Origin of the sequence: Pseudoalteromonas rubra (assembly GCF_005886805.2) — a bacterium.
Taxonomy (GTDB): domain Bacteria; phylum Pseudomonadota; class Gammaproteobacteria; order Enterobacterales; family Alteromonadaceae; genus Pseudoalteromonas; species Pseudoalteromonas rubra_D.
The window spans coordinates 3,390,652-3,408,789 of the sequence record NZ_CP045429.1; the positions used below are offsets into that span (position 1 = coordinate 3,390,652).

Here is an 18,138-nt window from a genome sequence, read left to right on the forward strand (position 1 = left end):
GCCAGCTATTTTAACTTGAGTACGATTATGCAATTCCCTGATGATGACAACGGCCAGCTTCTGTCTGAAATTGCTGCAGCCGGTGTAGATCTCACCCAGATGCACAGCATCGATTTTTTTATCTTGTTTGAACAAAAAGCCGACGCAGAACGCTTTATGAGTGCCATATCTGCTGATGAGTTGGCACCCAAAACTAAGCTGGATACCTGCCCGGATACTGGCGTGTGGGAAGTTGTGACGTCTGTGACTATGGTGCCAGATCACCAGCTTTTAAACCAAACCGAACAATACCTGGAGTCTATCGCGAACAGCCACGAAGGCTACGGTGATGGCTGGGGGATCCTCGCAGAGTAATGCTCGCGTGTTTTAGTCGCGGATAACAGCAAGCCCAGCTTAGCTCTTATCCGCGGTGCGATAACTGCCCTGATAATCAAAAATCTTCTCGCTCACCTGCCAGCCATACTTTTTATGTTGTCGCGCAATCACAAAATCCGGTGCCGATAACACAGTTGCATCCACCTGTGCTGCCTCTGTCCATGCCTTCACGTTAACGCCAGTCCGACAGTGCTTTTCAAACTGGCGAACAAAATAATGTCGACTTTTAGGGTTTGCAAAATCAAACACTTCACTGACGCTGGCTCCGTCTTCGTCGAAATAAGTGATTTTCAGCACTTGCGCCTTAATCACTTCACCACTTAATCCGCTACAACGTATCACCATGGCGTTTTTTAAGTTCAACGCCGCGCGCAGCTTGTCATCGGGATCTGCCAGCATCACCCCACAACTATGACACTGACGGGCAGCGATATCGTTCTCAGCGCCACAACTGTCACACTCCTTGAACTTAAAACGATAGTCACATTGTTGCTCGTTGCCTTCATCATCCTGCAACAACCCCTGGCAACGTCTGCCAAAATGCTCTATAACTCGCCCCTGTTCATCATATTTACCCCAGAAAACATTGCCGAAACCACAGCCAGGGCACAACACCTGAACAGGTTCATTGTCTGAGTTCGGTTTCTTACTGCCGACTTCAGGATGGAACAAATCAAATTCATTGGCTGCATAATCAATCACCAGACAGTCTTTTTTGCCCTCACTGAGGCGCAGACCTCTGCCCACAATTTGCTGATATAAACTGACAGACTCGGTGGGCCTTAAGATCGCAATGACGTCGACATGAGGTGCATCAAACCCCGTAGTTAATACAGACACATTCACCAAATACTTTATTTCTCGACGTTTAAAAGCAGCAATAATGTCATCCCGCTCCCGGTTATCCGTATCACCAATCACCAAAGCGGTTTGCTCTGTCGGTAAATAACCTATGATCTCTTTAGCATGTAATACGGTCGCAGCAAATATCATCACCCCATGACGCTCTTTACTCAATGATACGACGTGATTAATAATGCTTTTGGTGGCCCGTGTATTACTCTGCAACAGCTGATTCATATCCGCTTCACTGTAACGACCAAACGCATTGCTATTCAGCGCGGAGAAATCATAATTTTCTACTGCCGGATCGAGTTTATTAGGTGGAGTGAGATAACCATGCTTGATCATATAACGCAGTGGTAATTCATAAATACAACGGTGGAAAGGGCTATTTTCACTGCCCCGAACAAAGCCATGATAGTGATTTCGATACACCCAGCCACTGCCTAACCGATAAGGCGTTGCAGTCAGCCCTAAAAGCTTTAGAGCTGGGTTAAATTGTCGCAAGCGTTCAATCACCGCCATATACTGACTGTCTTCCTCACCGCTGACGCGATGACACTCATCGATAATCAGCAAAGAATAAAAAGTGTCTATCGCTTCTAAATTCCGAGCCAGAGATTGAACACTGGCAAACGTTACCTGATGAAGCGTCTCTTTTTGTTTTAAACCCGCTGAGTAAATACTCGCGTTTAAACCATAGCTTTGATATTTCTGGGCGTTTTGCTCAACCAGCTCTTTCACGTGTGTCATCACCAGAATTTTGTGTTTCGCCAATCGGGCTAACTGTGCAATCACCAGGCTTTTACCTGCTCCTGTTGGTAACACAATAACCGCACTGTCATCGGACTTTCTAAAATGCGCAATGGTATTAGCGACAGCTTCTTCTTGATAAGGTCTTAACGTGTAAATAGGAACACCTGAGAATATTAACGAATTAGGAAAAAGACAAAGGTGGAATAAGGCAGGATATGAGAGTGAACAGAATACTTGTCCACTTAAATAGTAGTAAGCCAGTCACCTTTGAAATACCGTGACTGGCCTTAGACGCTCACAATTAGATTTTGTGATCTTCTAAATTAACGCCAACAAACGCCTTTGGTGTTTTACCGCGACCAGTCCATTCAAATACTTCACCGTCTTTTTCAATTCGGTATTTTGGACGAACCTTGCTACGCTTATCTGTCGCACTTTCCGAAGCAAAATCTTCTAAAGACAATCCTTTTTCTTTAATCAGTGCCAAAACTTCTTTTTTGGCTTCTTCCTGTTTTGCTTGCTCATCAATAGCAGCTTGGATCAGCTCCAGCGCTTTATTCAAATCACTGTAACTTGCAGTCTTTATAAAAGATCTTATTTCACGCATTGGATTACTCTCATAGATTGTTGAATTTAGAATTTTCTAAGTTAATTAAGCTCGATATATAGAGAGTATATTATATTTATCTCATTTCAAATTAAAAGTGATTAAATTTATAATGCCTGTTGATAATTACTCAATATTAGACACAGCGCCAGAACATTTTCCACTCTTAGGCACAAAGACAGCATAGCAACCCAGGCTAACGCATCCACACTTTTACTTCTGCCAGACCATTCGACTGCAGCAACTGGAGTTGAGATTCCACATTTTGACTTTGCTCAAACTCAAAAGCATCCAGTTGTTCATCAAAAGTAATGGTCGCAGCGCCATCTCCACCGCGCTGTTTTACTTCATGTAATGCGATATCAGCCAGGTTAACCGAGGCCTCCCAGCCGATCACCTGTCCTCCCAGCAAGGGCAGTGGATAAAAAGACCATCCCACAGAGACACTCAGGTTTAGTGACTTACCATTGGGTAGCTTAAAGTCGAATTGGGCAATTGCTTTACATAACTCACTGACATATCGCTCAACCTCAGAACATTTAAAATCTCGCAAAAGCAGCAGAAACTCATCGCCGCTCCAACGCGCCACATAATCTGAGCCCTGCGTACGGGTATTGAGCAAGGTTGCAAGCTGCTGCAAACAGCTATCTCCGCCAATTGGACCATAGGCATCGTTGATTTTACTGAAACTATCTATGTTTAAGATCATCAGCACCAGGCTCTTATCCTGCTGACGCAATGACTGTGCATTGCGCTGATAGTGCTCAATGTCCTTAGGAAGCTGATCAAATAAGAAGCGACGACTGCGAAGCCCTGTCAGCTCATCTGAGTGGCTCACCAGTTTCAGTTGCGTATTCACCTGATTCAATTTGTCGTTGGCTTTTCTCAGTTCGGTCGTACGCTCAGCAACCAGCGCTTCCAGTGCAGCCTGTTTACGTCGCTCCTGAGTACGGAACACCCAGAACACCAGATAGAACAAAAACATGAAACCACAGGTGATAATCAAACGGAAAAACACCGTTTCATCAAACCGCTGAGGCAATTGCAAATTCAGCGACAGATTATGTGCCTGTTGCCAGTCCTGACCACGGCGCTTCACCTGTAATAAGAAGGTGAAATCGCCTGGCGGTAAATTCGTATATATGGCTTCGCGACGTGACTGTGCATCACGCCACAGGGCATCATGTCCTTCCAGTTTATAGCGAAACTCGATACTTTGCGGTGCATAAAAATCGATAGCCGTGTAGCGAATCGTCAAATCACGCTCGCTGGTGTCGAGTTCAACCGGGCCCTCAAGTCTGTCTGGTGTCAGGTTTCTGTATGCCGTAGAGATACTCTCAAATTTGGGTGCCAATTCAGCAGCACTAAACAATTGCACCTTTTTCGGGATCCGCACTATGCCTTGCAGGCTGGGATAGAGAAGATAATCATCCTGCTCAACCACAGCATCATGCCCAAGCCCGGTACAACATTGGCTCGGCACCCCATCCAGTTGCCTGTCAAAGGGGTTGATCACCTGTTCAACCTGCAGGTTCTGCACAGCTTCACTAAACTGTGCCACCGGCATCCGATACACCCCTTTCATGGTACTCACCCAAACGAGCTCCTGGGTTTTATCGAAATGCAATGACAGAATCGGGCCATAAGGTAGTCCGTGAGAAGCATCCAGCTGATGCCAGTCTCCATCCTGGCTTCTATAATAAAGGCCATCATAAAAGGTCCCCAACAGAGTGGCGCTGCCTTCTATGTGTAAAATGCTGGTGACATAAGCAGACTCAAGGGACGTCTGTCCGCCTATCTTCTCGATGCCACGTTCATTATATTTATAAGCCCCTTTGTCGGTGCCAATAAAACCAAAGCGAGGGAAGTCGACGACATAGGTAATAAACTGGCTACCAAGAAAGGCATTATAAGTGAAGGGTGTCAGTCCACTGTAATCGAGCCGATATAGACCACGCCCGGTGCCTAGCCATAATCCACCTTGATTGGAGGGGGTCAGTGTAAAGACCTGAGTCTGACGAAATTCTCGATTAGGGATAGCCAGTAATTTATCATCTTCATAAATAACCACACCACGACCGGTGCCAAGAAACAAACGTTCGCCAATAAACTCCATATCATGGATCTCAACCCCTTTGAGCTGCTCTGCACTGATCACCGGCTCAAAGTTATCGTTGCCATCCAACCGACCGACACCTTCACGGGTTGCAACCCAAACATTTCCCTGCAGGTCTTGCGTAATAGCAGAAACGGCCTGCTCGCGCTGCGTCCCAACGGCGAAACGCTCTACTCTGCCAGCATGCGCCAACCACAAGCCTTCATTGATACTGGCCATCCACACATTTGAGTCGTTGTCGATGAAGATATCTGTAAACCAGATCCCCTGATCCAGCTGTGCCAGCTCAACATATTGCCACTGACCACCACTTTCTTTGTACAACAGCCGTCCGTATGTGGAAACCCACATACCGCCTTGCTGATCGCTTAAAAACTTATAGGTCGCGTTATTGCCAATCTCATCGTAGCGCCGCAACACTTCATCGAAATCAAGAAAGTATGCTCCCAACTGAGAAGCCAGGAAAAGCTTACCGTCTATCCAGGCAAGGTCATGGATATTGGTCTGCGCTAACTGTCGGGGTAATGAAACTTTGCTCGACAGTTCCAGTCGCATATCATTGGAACCCATAGATTGCGATTCGCTGATCCGCAGTAAATGGCGCTCATTGATCAGCCAAATCCCTTGCGGCGAAGAGGTCATTTTGGTTACAGAGCCAACGATTTGGCTGATATGCGTCAGGGAGAGTTTTTTACTATCGAGGTTATTTTCGGCCAGAGTAAGGCGTTTGGCCGACACGTAATATAAGCCATTTGCCGCGACCCAGATATTGCCATTGTGGTCTTCGAGAATATCTCTGACTTCACCCTGAACGTCAAAACGCTCTGCGACCAGCGTCTGTGGATTTAAACGGGTCACACCCCGGCGGGTACCTATCCACAACATGCCAAATCGGTCTACGAAAATCTTATTGACCGCATTGCTGTCGAGAAACGTGCTGTTTTGGGTCGTATAATTGCTAAACTGCAAGCCATCAAAGCGACTTAAGCCGAACTGTGTCCCTAGCCAGATATAACCCTGCTGATCCTGTACAACACTTTTGATACTTTGCGACGGCAGCCCGTTTTGCATACTCCACTGTTTAACAACATAATCATTAATTGCCGCATTCACGCCGGTGGTAAATATACACAGCAACAGTAGAAGTATAAATCGCATAGGCTCCCTCTTCGTACCCGTAAAAAATTAGCCGCCCAGGACCCCTGTTTTAAACAAAGCTTGCAGACAAATCAATGAAAATATCCCGGCAAGCAGGTCATCCGCCATGATCCCAAGACCACCATGAAGTTTTCTATCTAATAATCTGATGGGACCAGGCTTTGCGATATCAAAAAAGCGAAACAGCAAGAAGCCAACCAACAGAGACTGCCAGCTGATTGCAGCACCCACCATGGTAATATAAAACCCGGCAACTTCATCCCATACAATGGCTGGATGGTCATGTACCCCGACATCCCGAGCGGTTTTACCACAAATCCAAAAACCAGCCAGGCTAATGACGACCGCCAGGGCCACTTGTAACCACAAGGGCTGTCCCATTGTCAGCAAAATAAATGGCAATGCTGCCAGGGTACCAAAAGTACCCGGCGCTTTGGGCGCCAGTCCTAAACCGAACCCCAAAGCTAAAAAGTGGTGCGGGCGTTTGAGGTTGAATGATAACGGCTTATTCAAACCTGCTCCTCATTAAAAATGTTGATAACCACTGCGCGGCAAGGGGCACTTTTCGCCCGCATTGAACAACTCAAGCTTACCCGCTGAAGCCGTGACCTGACCGATACACACAGGCTCAACGCCATACTGGCGCAGTCGTGCTTCGACAGCCCCTTTATTGCTGTCGTTGACGGTAAATAACAACTCATAGTCATCGCCATAAGCCAGACTTAGCTCATGACGCAAAGATTCAGGTTGCAATTGTTGCATAATTGGTGAAACAGGCACATCTTCGATATTAATGATGGCCCCGACTGCGGACTTATTCAGGATGTGCTGTAAGTCAGCCAGTAAGCCATCTGAAATATCAATACAGGCTGTTGCCATGCCACGTAAAACCTGCCCTGCCGCCACTCTGGGAGTCGGGAAATGCAACTTTTCTTCAAGCCGCTTTACTTGCTTATCCTCAAGTACCAGCTGCCGCTTACGTGCTTCGATAGCCAGCGCAGCATCACCTAGCTCGCCGGTCACGTAGATCCAGTCACCCACTTTAGCACCAGAGCGTGTCAGTGCTTTATCATTAGGAATAATCCCCTTGGCACAAATGGTGATGGTCAGCGGACCCTGTGTCGTATCACCGCCAATCAGCTGAACATTATAGTATTCAGCAATTTCATGCATCCCTTCGGTAAACGCTTCCAGCCAGTCCATATCAACCTCGGGTAAGGTCAGCCCAATGGAGATCCAGGTTGGCTCAGCGCCCATAGCAGCCAAATCACTGAGGTTAACGGCCAATGCACGATGACCAAGGGCTCTGGGTGGAATGTCTTCGAAAAAATGAACACCGGCAACCAAGGTGTCTGTCGTTATGGCAAGTTGGTGCTTTTCAGGAACCGTCACTATGGCACAATCATCACCAATGCCAACCTTTACATCACGACGCGCAATACCACGCCCCTTGAAGTAATGATTGATTAATTCAAATTCCTTCATACAATAAAAAAGCCGGCCTATGCCGGCTCTCCTCACGGTCTAGATTACTTGCGGATTATCTTAACCGCTTTGTCCAGTACGCCGTTGACAAATTTGTGACTGTCTTCGGCACCAAACATTTTCGCCAGCTCAATCCCTTCGTTAATGGCGACTTTGTAAGGGACGTCTTCGCGGAACTTTAACTCGTAAATGCTGACGCGTAATACGGCTTTTTCAACCATATCCAGGTCATCAAATGGACGAGATAAATGCGGCGTCATCAATTCATCTAGCTGCTTGCAGTTCACTGCAACACCACGAGCCAGATCCTTGAAGTACTCTACATCAACCTTTGAAACGTCATTTTCGATCAGCATCTGCTGCTCGATATCAGCAATGGGGTTGCCACTTAGCTGCCAAGAATATACTGCCTGAAGGGCAAGGACACGCGCCTTACGTCTAGCTGCTGGTTTCACTGAGATTCCTCTTAAATTTGCTCTAGCACGTTCACCATTTCTAGTGCACCAAGCGCGGCTTCGCCACCCTTATTGCCCATTTTGGTTCCCGCACGTTCGATGGCCTGCTCAATACTTTCGGTGGTTAACACACCAAAGGCAACCGGGATATCGTAGTCCAGAGACACGCTCGCCAGGCCTTTGTTAGACTCATTTGCAACCAAGTCGAAATGAGGCGTACCACCACGGATGATGACACCTAATGCAATGATGGCATCGTGTTCTTTCTTCATTGCAACACGTTTTGCCGCTAAAGGTAATTCTACCGCACCCGGTACATACACAACTGTGATGTCTTCATCCTTTACGCCACCTGTGCGCTTTAACTCATCAACCGCGCCTTCTAACAAGCTGCTGCCGATAAAGTCGTTAAAACGAGAGATGACAATGGCAAATTTCTTGCCTGGTGCGTATTTATTACCTTCGATGATTTTCATTAGATGATTCCTAATCTAGTATAAGCAATTGCCAAATTGAGGCGCATAATAGCATAGAAAAAGACGAAACGCCTACAGGGAAATCCCCAACAGGCGCTCGTGCTGTTATTCGTAAATTATTGAGGTTCGACGTAATCGACGACTTCTAAGTGGAAACCTGACAGGGCGTGATATTTTTTCGGTAAGCTCATCAGGCGCATTTTGCTGATCCCCAGATCAGCGAGGATTTGTGAACCTACACCGACGGTTCTGGAAGTGCCCTGGAATTTGCGATAGTTCGGCTTCTCTCCGGCATCTTCTGCTGCAAAGGCCTTGACCAGCTGTTCCAGATCTTCGGTTTTCTCTTGTTTGCCCAGAATAACCAACACACCTTCATTGTCGGCGATGTATTTCATTGCCCCATGCAAGGTCCAGCTGCGATCGGCACTGCGATCGGAAAGCAATGTATCATTGAATGTACTCTGTAAATGAACCCGAACTAATGTTGCCTCATCCGCACTGACTTCGCCCTTGAGTAATGCATAGTGCAACTGGTTATCTATGGTGTCTTTGTAAGTAACCAGGTCAAACTCACCGAATTCAGTCGGTAATTTACACTGCGCGACTTTTTCAATCGTGGTCTCATTAAGGTTACGATATTCGATTAAATCGGCAATGGTGCCAATTTTAATGTCATGCTCTTTCGCAAAGACTTCCAGCTCAGGGCGTCTCGCCATGGTGCCATCCGGGTTGAGGATCTCAACAATCACAGAAGACGCTTCAAGACCGGCTAAGCGGGCTAAATCGCACCCCGCTTCAGTGTGACCGGCGCGAGTCAGAACGCCACCGGGCTGTGCCATAATTGGAAAGATATGACCTGGCTGCACAATGTCTTCAGGCACCGCACCTTTGGCTACTGCCGCCTGCACAGTACGGGCACGATCGGCCGCTGAAATACCGGTTGTCACCCCTTTTGCAGCTTCTATCGACATGGTGAAGTTGGTTGAAAACTGAGCGCCGTTATTTTTAACCATCAGCGGTAAATCAAGCTGCTGGCAACGTTCCTGCGTCATTGTCAGACAGATCAGGCCACGGCCATAAGTCGCCATAAAGTTAATTGCTTCTGGCGTAATATGCTCTGCCGCAATGATCAGATCGCCTTCATTTTCCCGGTCTTCGTCATCCATCAGAATGACCATCTTACCGGCTTTGATGTCGTCGATGATTTCTTGTGCGCTGTTTAAGCTCATAATCTTTCCGTTAGTAAGTCGTAATTGGCAAGTTATTTAATAAACCCAGCTTTGGCGAGCAAGCTAGATGTGAGAGTTGATTGCTGCGTGGCAACCGGTTCACCCTGGATCAACCTTTCCAGATAACGTGCTATCTGATCCACTTCCAGGTTGAGTAAGGTTCCCACCTTAAAGTCGACAATGGTGGTTTCCTGTGCGGTATGTGGCACTATCGTCAACTTGAATTTATCACCATCCAGGTCATTTACCGTCAGGCTTATGCCATCAATGGCCACGGAGCCTTTATAGGGGATGTATTTCATTAATTGTGCTGGCGCTTTGAGCCAGTAATCTGTGGCGCGTGCATTAGGCTGCACGGCGACCACCTCAGCAATGCCGTCGACGTGACCAGATACCAAATGACCACCAAGACGTGAGATCGGTTGCAGGGCTTTTTCCAGATTCACTTTTTGTCCAACCCGATATTCACCGAAACGGGTTAACTTCAGCGTTTCATTTGAAACGTCGGCACGAAAACCGTCAGCAAACTTCTCAACAACGGTCAGGCACACTCCGTTGGTGGCAATGCTGTCGCCAAGTTGCACATCATTCATATCCAGTGTTGTGCTGGTAACTCGCACGCTGAGATCACCCTGTTTAAGCGTTAGCTCTGTCAATGTGCCCGTTGCTTCAATGATGCCTGTAAACATAATGTCTTACTTACCTTGTTGTTTGTGTGCCGTGACGCGAATGTCCGTCCCTATCGACACGACCTCTGCAATATGTAGTTCGGTGATCTCACTCATCGACGCCAACGGCGCACTGTTGAACAAGTCTTTACCATGGGTGCCGATGATCTTAGGTGCCAGATAAATCAGATATTCATCAATCAAACTTTGTTGATGCATGGCACCCGCCAGTGTTGCACCGGCTTCCAGCCAGACTTGATTGATATTACGCTCAGCTAACATGCTCAGCGCTGCATGCAAGTCAATTTTACCAGCATGGCTATTAATTTTAATTTGCTCTACGAAATGTGGCCAGTTGTGTTGATTATCAAGGTCTGAACGTAAAATAACGACAGGAGACGGGGTTTTAAACAAAGCTAACTCAGGGTGCAGACGATTTTGCGAGTCAATAATCACCCGAACCGGTTGCCGCCATTGTTCAACAGGGCGCTCAATGTCTGCCAGCTCCTGTGCGCGCACATTAAGCCGGGCATCGTCGACCAGCACGGTGTCAGCGCCAGTTAAGATCGCACAACTTTGTGCCCGGCCAAGCTGAACATCTCGTCGTGCCGCTTCCCCGGTGATCCATTTGCTTTCACCATTACCCAGTGCCGTTTTACCGTCCAGGCTTGCTGCTAACTTACAGACAACAAAAGGCAAGCCGTATTCCATGCGCTTTAAAAACCCCTTATTCAGTGCTCGGGCCTGTTGCTCCAGCAGCCCAGAGGCTGTTTCTATCCCGGCCTCATTAAGCATCGCCAATCCCCGCCCAGCCACTTCAGGGTTAGGATCAACCATGGCTGCAATGACTTTGCTCACTCCGGCTTCGATCAGACCTTTTGCACACGGAGGAGTGCGGCCGTAATGGCTGCAGGGCTCAAGTGTCACATAGGCTGTTGCACCCCGAGCTCGCGCTTTCGCTTCACGCAGAGCGTGTACTTCTGCATGTGGCTCTCCGGCTCGCAAATGAAACCCTTCACCGACAATCTCACCATTATTAACGATCACGCAGCCTACATTCGGGTTGGGTGTGGTGGTAAAACGACCTTGTTGAGCCAATTCAATGGCGCGTGCCATATAGGTATGATCGGCCTGTGTAAAACTCATTCATCCCCCAGTCGGGCAATTTCTTCGCCAAACTCTTTCACATCTTCAAAGCAACGATACACCGAAGCAAACCGCACGTAAGCGACTTTGTCGAGTTTTTTCAATGCTTCCATAATACACTCACCAACCAGCTGACTGGGCACCTCCCGCTCGCCAGTCGCCCGTAACTGAGACTTGATCTGGTGAACCACTTCTTCAATCTGCTCGGTGCTCACCGGGCGCTTCTCCAGCGCGCGATGCAAACCATTTTGTAACTTGTCTTCGTTAAATGGCTCTCTGGAGCCATCTTGCTTGATGACCCTGGGCATAACCAGCTCTGCACCTTCAAAGGTGGTAAAGCGCTCATGACACAAAATACACTCGCGTCGCCTGCGGACCTGATGGCCCGAGCCAACTAATCGTGAATCAATCACTTTGGTTTCTTTTGCCGTACAAAATGGACAGTGCATAAAAGCTCACTATGAAAAACAGATAAAAACCCAAACTGCTTCATTGATTTCAGATCACACTTTGAGCCAATTGCTGCCAGTATATCAAGATAGTAGCATTCGATGCACATAAAAAAGGCCGCACTTAAGGCAGCCTTTTCTTATCTATTTAGGTGGTATCTCAGCTTTACGCGTAAACAGGTAGCTTAGCGCAGATTGCTTTAACCTTTTCTTTTACTTGTGCCTGTACCGCATCATCTTCGATGTTATCAAGCACATCACAGATCCAGCCTGCCAGCTCGCCCGCTTCAGCTTCTTTAAAGCCACGGCGTGTAATAGCTGGTGAACCAATACGCAGACCAGAAGTCACAAACGGAGAACGCGGATCGTTTGGTACAGAGTTCTTGTTCACGGTGATGTTGGCACGACCTAGCGCAGCGTCAGCATCTTTACCTGTGATGTCTTTGTCGATCAGATCAAGCAGGAACAGGTGGTTGTCTGTCTTACCAGAGACCACTTTATAACCACGCTCCTGAAGTACTGCGACCATCGCTTGCGCATTTTTAACCACTTGTGTCTGGTAAGCTTTGAACTCGCCTTGCAACGCTTCTTTGAATGCAACCGCTTTAGCAGCGATCACGTGACACAAAGGACCACCCTGACCACCGGGGAAAACCGCACTGTTCAGTTTTTTGTAGATATCCGCATCACCACATGCAGACAAGATCAAACCGCCGCGAGGACCAGCCAATGTTTTGTGTGTAGTTGTTGTCACAACGTGTGCGTGTGGGATTGGGCTTGGGTAGATACCCGCAGCAACCAGACCTGCAACGTGTGCCATATCAACCAACAGGTAAGCACCGACTTTGTCAGCAATCTCACGGAATTTAGCCCAGTCAACAATCCCTGAGTAAGCAGAGAAACCGCCGATGATCATTTTTGGCTTGTGCTCTAATGCCAGCGCTTCAACCTGTGCGTAGTCAATTTCACCCGTTTCTTCATTCATACCATACTGAATTGCATTGTAGGTTTTACCAGAAAAGTTCACGTGTGAACCATGCGTCAGGTGACCACCATGCGCCAGGCTCATACCCAACACAGTGTCATGCGGCTGAAGCAGCGCCTGGAATACCGCAGCGTTAGCCTGAGAACCCGCGTGAGGCTGAACGTTTGCGTAATCACAGCCAAACAATTCACAAGCACGGTCAATCGCCAGCTGCTCAACCACGTCGACGTGCTCGCAGCCACCGTAGTAACGCTTACCCGGATAACCTTCAGCATATTTGTTAGTTAACTGCGACCCCTGAGCCTCTAGTACGCGCGGGCTACAGTAGTTTTCAGAAGCGATAAGCTCAATGTGCTCTTCCTGGCGGGTGGTTTCCGACTGGATCGCTTGAAATAGTTCTGGGTCAAAATCTGCAATATTCATGTTACGTTCTAACATGGTGTCTCCTAGGTACACGTAAGATTGGTTTTTGAAGGCTTGATTGTACGCAAATTGCGGCCATTTGCCTATGAAATCGGTGTGAGCCTATTTAATCAAGGATTGAATTTATTTCACAGTGTTTGGGGGATGATATTTTTTTATTTAAACATTTATATTTTTTATGGGAAAGTGCATTTATATTTCAAATTGAAATCTACTAAATACGCTTTACTGGCGACTCACTACGCCACCAGCAAAGCAATAAACCGCCTTTTAACCCACTAAACGCGTTAACACAGCCTGTTTAAGTGCATCATAATCCGCTGACAAAGGCTCAGCCAGACATGGCTTTTCCAGCGCACTTGCTAGTGCCTCAGGCATCTCAATTGCCTGTTCCAGCACAGCTTCCACAGTTTCTCTGAACTTAGCAGGATGCGCCGTCGCCAGAAAAATACCGGTTTCCTCAGGCTGCCCATCCAATAGGAGCCCTTCATAGGCAATGGCGGTATGTGGTTCTGTCACATAACCTCCTTTTGCAACCTGACGCATGACTTCCTGCGTTCGCTCTTCCGATACTGAACGTGAATAAAACTCATACTTAGGAAAGTACCCACTATCCAACATAGATTCCACGCGAGGCCAGTTATTAGGTTTACTCACATCCATTGCGTTAGAAATAGACTCCAAAGTCGCATTAGGTTGCCACTGCCCAGAATCCAGATAACGGGGCACAGTGTCGTTCTGATTGGTGGTTGCACTGAGGCGTTTAACTGGCAGCCCCAGCGCCGCAGCTATCATAGCCGCACACACATTGCCGAAATTACCGCTCGGTACGGAGACATGAACCTGCTCACGCTCCGCGACGGTAAGCTGGGCAAAGGCCTCGAAGTAGTAACACACCTGGGCCAGAAGGCGACTGATGTTGATTGAGTTGGCTGAATTCAATCCCAGAGTTTGCTTAACCTCATCATCCAGGAAAGCCTGTTTTACCAGTGCCTGACAGTCATCAAAGCTGCCCTCGACGGCGTAACAGTGAATATTTTCTCCCAGTGTGGTAAACAGCTTTTGTTGCGCCAGCGAAATTTTACCCTGCGGATACAAGATCACCACATCAACGCCTGGCATTTGATAAAATGCATGTGCGACCGCAGCGCCGGTGTCGCCACTGGTTGCGGTCAATATGGTCACCCGCTCACCCTGACTAAACGCACCAATACATTGCGCCATAAATCGGCCACCGAAGTCTTTAAAGGCAAGCGTTGGCCCATGAAAGAGCTCCAGGCAATATTTATTTTCTTCAACTTGTACTAATTGGGCAGGAAAATCAAATGCCTGCTCGCACATGCTCTGCAAAGAATCGAGCGGTAGCTCATCTCCAATGAGATGTTTCAGAATCGCGGCACTGCGCTGTGCAAACGGTTGCGCCAGCAAAGCATCAACGTCAGTCAGTGGCACAAGCTCAGCTGGGAAAAACACCCCCTGATTACGGCCAAGACCTGTTTTAACCGCTTCAATAAAGGATACTGTCTGAGTATCATCTTTTAAGTTCACCAGTTTCATTCTACTCTCCTTCCTTTATTTCTCTTGTGCCCTGTAGGTCTAATCGGCATATGTGGCTGAAGCCATGTTCATTTAAATAGTGTTGTTGTAGCCATAGTTGGCATCGCTGTGCATCCTGATCGTTGTCGCACAATGCCAACAAGGTTGGCCCGGCGCCAGAAATACTGACCATCAGAGCACCTAATTCAGGCAAGCTTTGTTTGGCTTCTGCAAACCCTTTGATCAAAGGTGCTCTGGATGGCTCGGCAATCTCATCACGCATCAAGGTCACAGCTTTATCAAACTGATGCTGCGACATGAGCAATGTAAAGGCACTTAATCGCTGCGCAAATTCGACTGCATCGTGTGTCGCCAGCTGTTGCGGCAATACCGCTCTGGCCGCCGCCGTATTTAGTGCAAAGCCAGGGTAAGCTACAACCAGTCGCCAATTGTCATCACTCGGTAAACTCAGTGCCCTGTCCGGTATTAACTCGGCTGTCAGCTGCAACCCGCCTAAATAGCAAGGCGTGATATTGTCATAGTGGCGTGCGCCACTGACTTTTCCTTCAAAGTCAGCCATCAGCTCAATCATCTGCGTCTGAGACAACTGAGTCTGTGCAAAGGCATCCAGCGCTGCGAACGTCGCGACCACTGAACAGGCACTGGACCCAAGCCCCGAGCCAATTGGCAGACGTTTCTCCAGCGTTAGTTTCACCCCGGGCATGGTCGCAGCGACATGCTCCCTGAAATGGACCAGACATTGATAAGCCAGATTTTCCTCAGCTCCCGACGGTAATTTATCCGCATAAGGACCAATACATTCAAAACTGTCCTGTTCGGCTGCCTCAGCACTCACTACATCACCCAGCAAAGTGCCATCAAGCGGGGCTATCGCTGCGCCCAGTGAATCAAAACCGACACAAAAATTGCCGATGGATGCGGGTGCATAAAATCGTTTCATAACCACTCCTAGCGCGTCAGAGTTTTCAAGATATCAGCAAATACCCCGGCCGCGGTTACTTCCGCTCCGGCACCATAACCACGGATCACAAATGGTTTGGGCTGATAATACTGGCTTAATATGGCAAGCGCATTTTCACCATCTCGGATATCCGACAACGCATGTGAACGCTCTACCGCCTCAATACCCACCCGACAGCGGCCACCTTGAATACTCCCCACATAGCGCAGTACTTTGCCTTCGCTCGCCGCGCTTTGAATGCGATCTGCAAATGCCCCATCTTGCTGATGCAGCTGCGCCATAAATTCATCCACTGAGCTACCCGCAGCAAAGTCAGCTGGCACAACTGGCTCAACTTCGATATCAGCCAGCTCCAGTGCCAACCCGGACTCACGGGCAATAATAAGTAGCTTGCGCGCCACATCCGTGCCTGACAGATCATCACGCGGATCCGGCTCTGTAAATCCGCTTTGTTTTGCTTTCGCAGTGGCTTCGGACAGACTCAGGCCATCTTCCAGCTCGCCAAAGATATAAGACAACGAACCCGATAAAATGCCACTGAAGGACAACAGCTCATCACCTGCACCAAATAACAACTGGAGGTTATCGAGCACAGGCAGCCCAGCACCCACATTGGTTTCGTATAAAAAGCGTCGGCCCTTTTGTTGCGCAACCTGTTTTAGCGCCTGGTAATAGTCATAGTCACTGGTATTGGCTTTTTTATTGGCGGCAACAACATGGAAGCCGGCAGCGAGGAAGTCATGATACTTATCAGCCAGATGTTGAGACGAGCTGCAATCGACAATCACCGGATTGATTAGGTGATTCCGGCGCACAAACGACTCAAGTTCTGACAGCTCAAAGCCCTGCTGCGCATCGGCCAGCACCTGCTGCCAGTGCTCAAAAGGCACCCCTTGTTCATTCAGATAACAGCGTTTTGAATTCGCTACCCCATAGAGGTTGAGCTTGATATTACGCTCCGCCAGCCAGCTTTGCTGGCGCTGTAACTGCGCGATCAACTCAGCCCCCACTAAGCCACAGCCAAGCAAGAACACGTCAATTGAAGGAATATGGGTGAAAAAGTTTTCATGGCAAACCTTGACTGCATCCTGACACAGCTCGCCCTGGATCACGGCAGAAATGGCACTTTCGGTAGAATCCTGAGCAATCGCCACAATATTAACCTGTGCCTGCGCCAAAGAGGCAAAAAACTTAGCGGCTAAGCCTTTGTGAGATTTCATGTTATCACCCACCAGGGTGACAATCGCCAGCGAACGACGTACCTGGATTGGCTCGATCAGGTGGGCTTGCATCTCCAGTTCGAAAGCAGTTTGCAGTGCCTGCAATGCCAGTGACAAATCCTGTTCATGAACACAGAAGCTAATACTGAACTCACAAGATGACTGGGTGATCAGAACAATCGATACATTGTCCTTGGCCAGCGCCGAGAAGACTCTGGCCGCCATGCCAACCTTGCCTTTCATACCAGGTCCGGAAACCGTTAGCATCGCCAGCTTGTCAAGGCTGGATAGCGCTTTAACTGGCTCGTCTCCCCCACCTTGTGCCGCAATCACAGATCCAGGTAACTCAGGCGCATGGGTATTTTTGATTTCACATGGCACACCTGCTTTGGCACAAGGCAAAATGGTTTTAGGATGCAAGACTTTGGCACCAAAATACGACAGCTCCATCGCCTCCTTATAGGATAAGCGATTCACTTTGGTGGCCTTTTTAATCAGTCGGGGATCAGCACTGTATACACCATCAACATCGGTCCAGATCTGACAGACATTAGCCTGAATGCACGCCGCAGCAATGGCAGCAGAATAATCCGATCCATTACGACCGAGGGTCGTCAATTCACCAGCACTATTACTGCCTGTAAAGCCAGGCATGATGTAAAACTGTGCCGGTTGAGCCTGTAATTGCGCCGCAAAGCGCTCGCGGCTGTCGTCCAGCAAAGCTTCAGCATCCAGATAAGCGTCATTTGTCGCGATACAGGCAGTGGCATCAAGGTAATGGGCTTTGTGCTTAGTTAGCATCGCCACCATCAGCGCCACACTCACACGCTCACCAAAACTGATCACATAAGCTTGCACCGCATCCGGGCATTGCTTAAGGAGTTTTACGCCCGCCAGTTTGTCTGCCAGCACGGTAAAATCGGGCCAATGTGTCACGTCACCAAATTCAGCTTCAACCTGTACTTTAAGCCCATTCAAACGCGCTGTGAGCGCTTGCCATTGATCACTAAAACTTTGCCCCTGACGCGCCAGGTCGCATAACTCAACCAGTTTATCTGTGACGCCCCCTGGTGCAGACAACACCACTAAGGCTTCGTGGTTACCCTGTGTCAAGATAAGCTCACGAACTCGTTGCAGGCAGTCGTAATCGGCCAGCGATGATCCTCCAAACTTCAATACTTGCATGTTTATTTTCCTCATTCCAAAAACAAAAAAGGCCTGTGCTCGCA

The 18,138-nt window shown here is 48.3% G+C and carries 16 protein-coding genes; 1 reads left to right on the forward strand and 15 read right to left on the reverse strand.

The window, feature by feature from the left end; all coding sequences use genetic code 11:
• Positions 1-27 precede the first annotated feature (27 nt).
• Entirely contained in the window at positions 28-354 is a 327-nt protein-coding gene (locus CWC22_RS14715; RefSeq protein WP_138538645.1) for a ribonuclease E inhibitor RraB, read from the forward strand.
• A gap of 39 nt (positions 355-393) precedes the next feature.
• Here CWC22_RS14715 and CWC22_RS14720 read toward each other — a convergent pair whose 3' ends face one another.
• From CWC22_RS14720 to thrA, 15 genes are all read right to left on the reverse strand, one after another.
• Positions 394-2,130: a DEAD/DEAH box helicase gene (locus CWC22_RS14720; RefSeq protein ID WP_138538646.1), complete on the reverse strand. Its 1,737-nt coding sequence runs from the start codon at positions 2,128-2,130 to the stop codon at positions 394-396.
• A gap of 145 nt (positions 2,131-2,275) precedes the next feature.
• Complete coding sequence (locus CWC22_RS14725) at positions 2,276-2,581, reverse strand: H-NS family nucleoid-associated regulatory protein (protein ID WP_125563537.1); 306 nt, start codon at positions 2,579-2,581, stop codon at positions 2,276-2,278.
• A 196-nt stretch (positions 2,582-2,777) separates the two neighbouring features.
• On the reverse strand, positions 2,778-5,855 hold the full coding sequence (locus tag CWC22_RS14730; protein ID WP_138538647.1) for a ligand-binding sensor domain-containing diguanylate cyclase: 3,078 nt from the start codon (positions 5,853-5,855) through the stop codon (positions 2,778-2,780).
• A gap of 27 nt (positions 5,856-5,882) precedes the next feature.
• Positions 5,883-6,368: a phosphatidylglycerophosphatase A gene (locus CWC22_RS14735; RefSeq protein ID WP_125563541.1), complete on the reverse strand. Its 486-nt coding sequence runs from the start codon at positions 6,366-6,368 to the stop codon at positions 5,883-5,885.
• Positions 6,369-6,380: 12 nt separating this feature from the next.
• Positions 6,381-7,340 carry a thiamine-phosphate kinase gene (gene thiL / locus CWC22_RS14740; protein ID WP_125563543.1) on the reverse strand — a complete coding sequence of 320 codons (960 nt, stop codon included), beginning with the start codon at positions 7,338-7,340 and terminating at the stop codon, positions 6,381-6,383.
• Positions 7,341-7,384: 44 nt separating this feature from the next.
• On the reverse strand, positions 7,385-7,795 hold the full coding sequence (gene nusB / locus CWC22_RS14745) for a transcription antitermination factor NusB (protein WP_010382792.1): 411 nt from the start codon (positions 7,793-7,795) through the stop codon (positions 7,385-7,387).
• A gap of 11 nt (positions 7,796-7,806) precedes the next feature.
• A complete protein-coding gene (gene ribE / locus CWC22_RS14750; RefSeq protein WP_010382793.1) occupies positions 7,807-8,271 on the reverse strand; it encodes a 6,7-dimethyl-8-ribityllumazine synthase in 465 nt (154 codons plus the stop codon).
• Between the two features lie 116 nt (positions 8,272-8,387).
• Positions 8,388-9,500, reverse strand: coding sequence for a bifunctional 3,4-dihydroxy-2-butanone-4-phosphate synthase/GTP cyclohydrolase II (gene ribBA / locus CWC22_RS14755; protein ID WP_125563545.1), 1,113 nt, complete (start codon positions 9,498-9,500; stop codon positions 8,388-8,390).
• A gap of 32 nt (positions 9,501-9,532) precedes the next feature.
• Positions 9,533-10,189, reverse strand: a complete 657-nt coding sequence (locus CWC22_RS14760; RefSeq protein ID WP_010382796.1) for a riboflavin synthase — start codon at positions 10,187-10,189, stop codon at positions 9,533-9,535.
• A 6-nt stretch (positions 10,190-10,195) separates the two neighbouring features.
• Positions 10,196-11,314 carry a bifunctional diaminohydroxyphosphoribosylaminopyrimidine deaminase/5-amino-6-(5-phosphoribosylamino)uracil reductase RibD gene (ribD, locus tag CWC22_RS14765; protein ID WP_125563549.1) on the reverse strand — a complete coding sequence of 373 codons (1,119 nt, stop codon included), beginning with the start codon at positions 11,312-11,314 and terminating at the stop codon, positions 10,196-10,198.
• Positions 11,311-11,763 (reverse strand): transcriptional regulator NrdR, encoded by a 453-nt coding sequence (gene nrdR, locus CWC22_RS14770; protein WP_010382799.1) that lies wholly within the window; start codon positions 11,761-11,763, stop codon positions 11,311-11,313. The genes ribD and nrdR overlap by 4 nt, the downstream gene beginning before the upstream one ends.
• A gap of 166 nt (positions 11,764-11,929) precedes the next feature.
• A complete protein-coding gene (gene glyA, locus CWC22_RS14775) occupies positions 11,930-13,186 on the reverse strand; it encodes a serine hydroxymethyltransferase (RefSeq protein ID WP_138538648.1) in 1,257 nt (418 codons plus the stop codon).
• 255 nt (positions 13,187-13,441) lie between these two features.
• Positions 13,442-14,728, reverse strand: a complete 1,287-nt coding sequence (thrC, locus tag CWC22_RS14780; RefSeq protein WP_138538649.1) for a threonine synthase — start codon at positions 14,726-14,728, stop codon at positions 13,442-13,444.
• A gap of 1 nt (position 14,729) precedes the next feature.
• Positions 14,730-15,668: a homoserine kinase gene (gene thrB / locus CWC22_RS14785; protein WP_010382802.1), complete on the reverse strand. Its 939-nt coding sequence runs from the start codon at positions 15,666-15,668 to the stop codon at positions 14,730-14,732.
• An 8-nt stretch (positions 15,669-15,676) separates the two neighbouring features.
• A complete protein-coding gene (gene thrA / locus CWC22_RS14790) occupies positions 15,677-18,094 on the reverse strand; it encodes a bifunctional aspartate kinase/homoserine dehydrogenase I (protein ID WP_138538650.1) in 2,418 nt (805 codons plus the stop codon).
• Between the last annotated feature and the right edge of the window lie 44 nt (positions 18,095-18,138).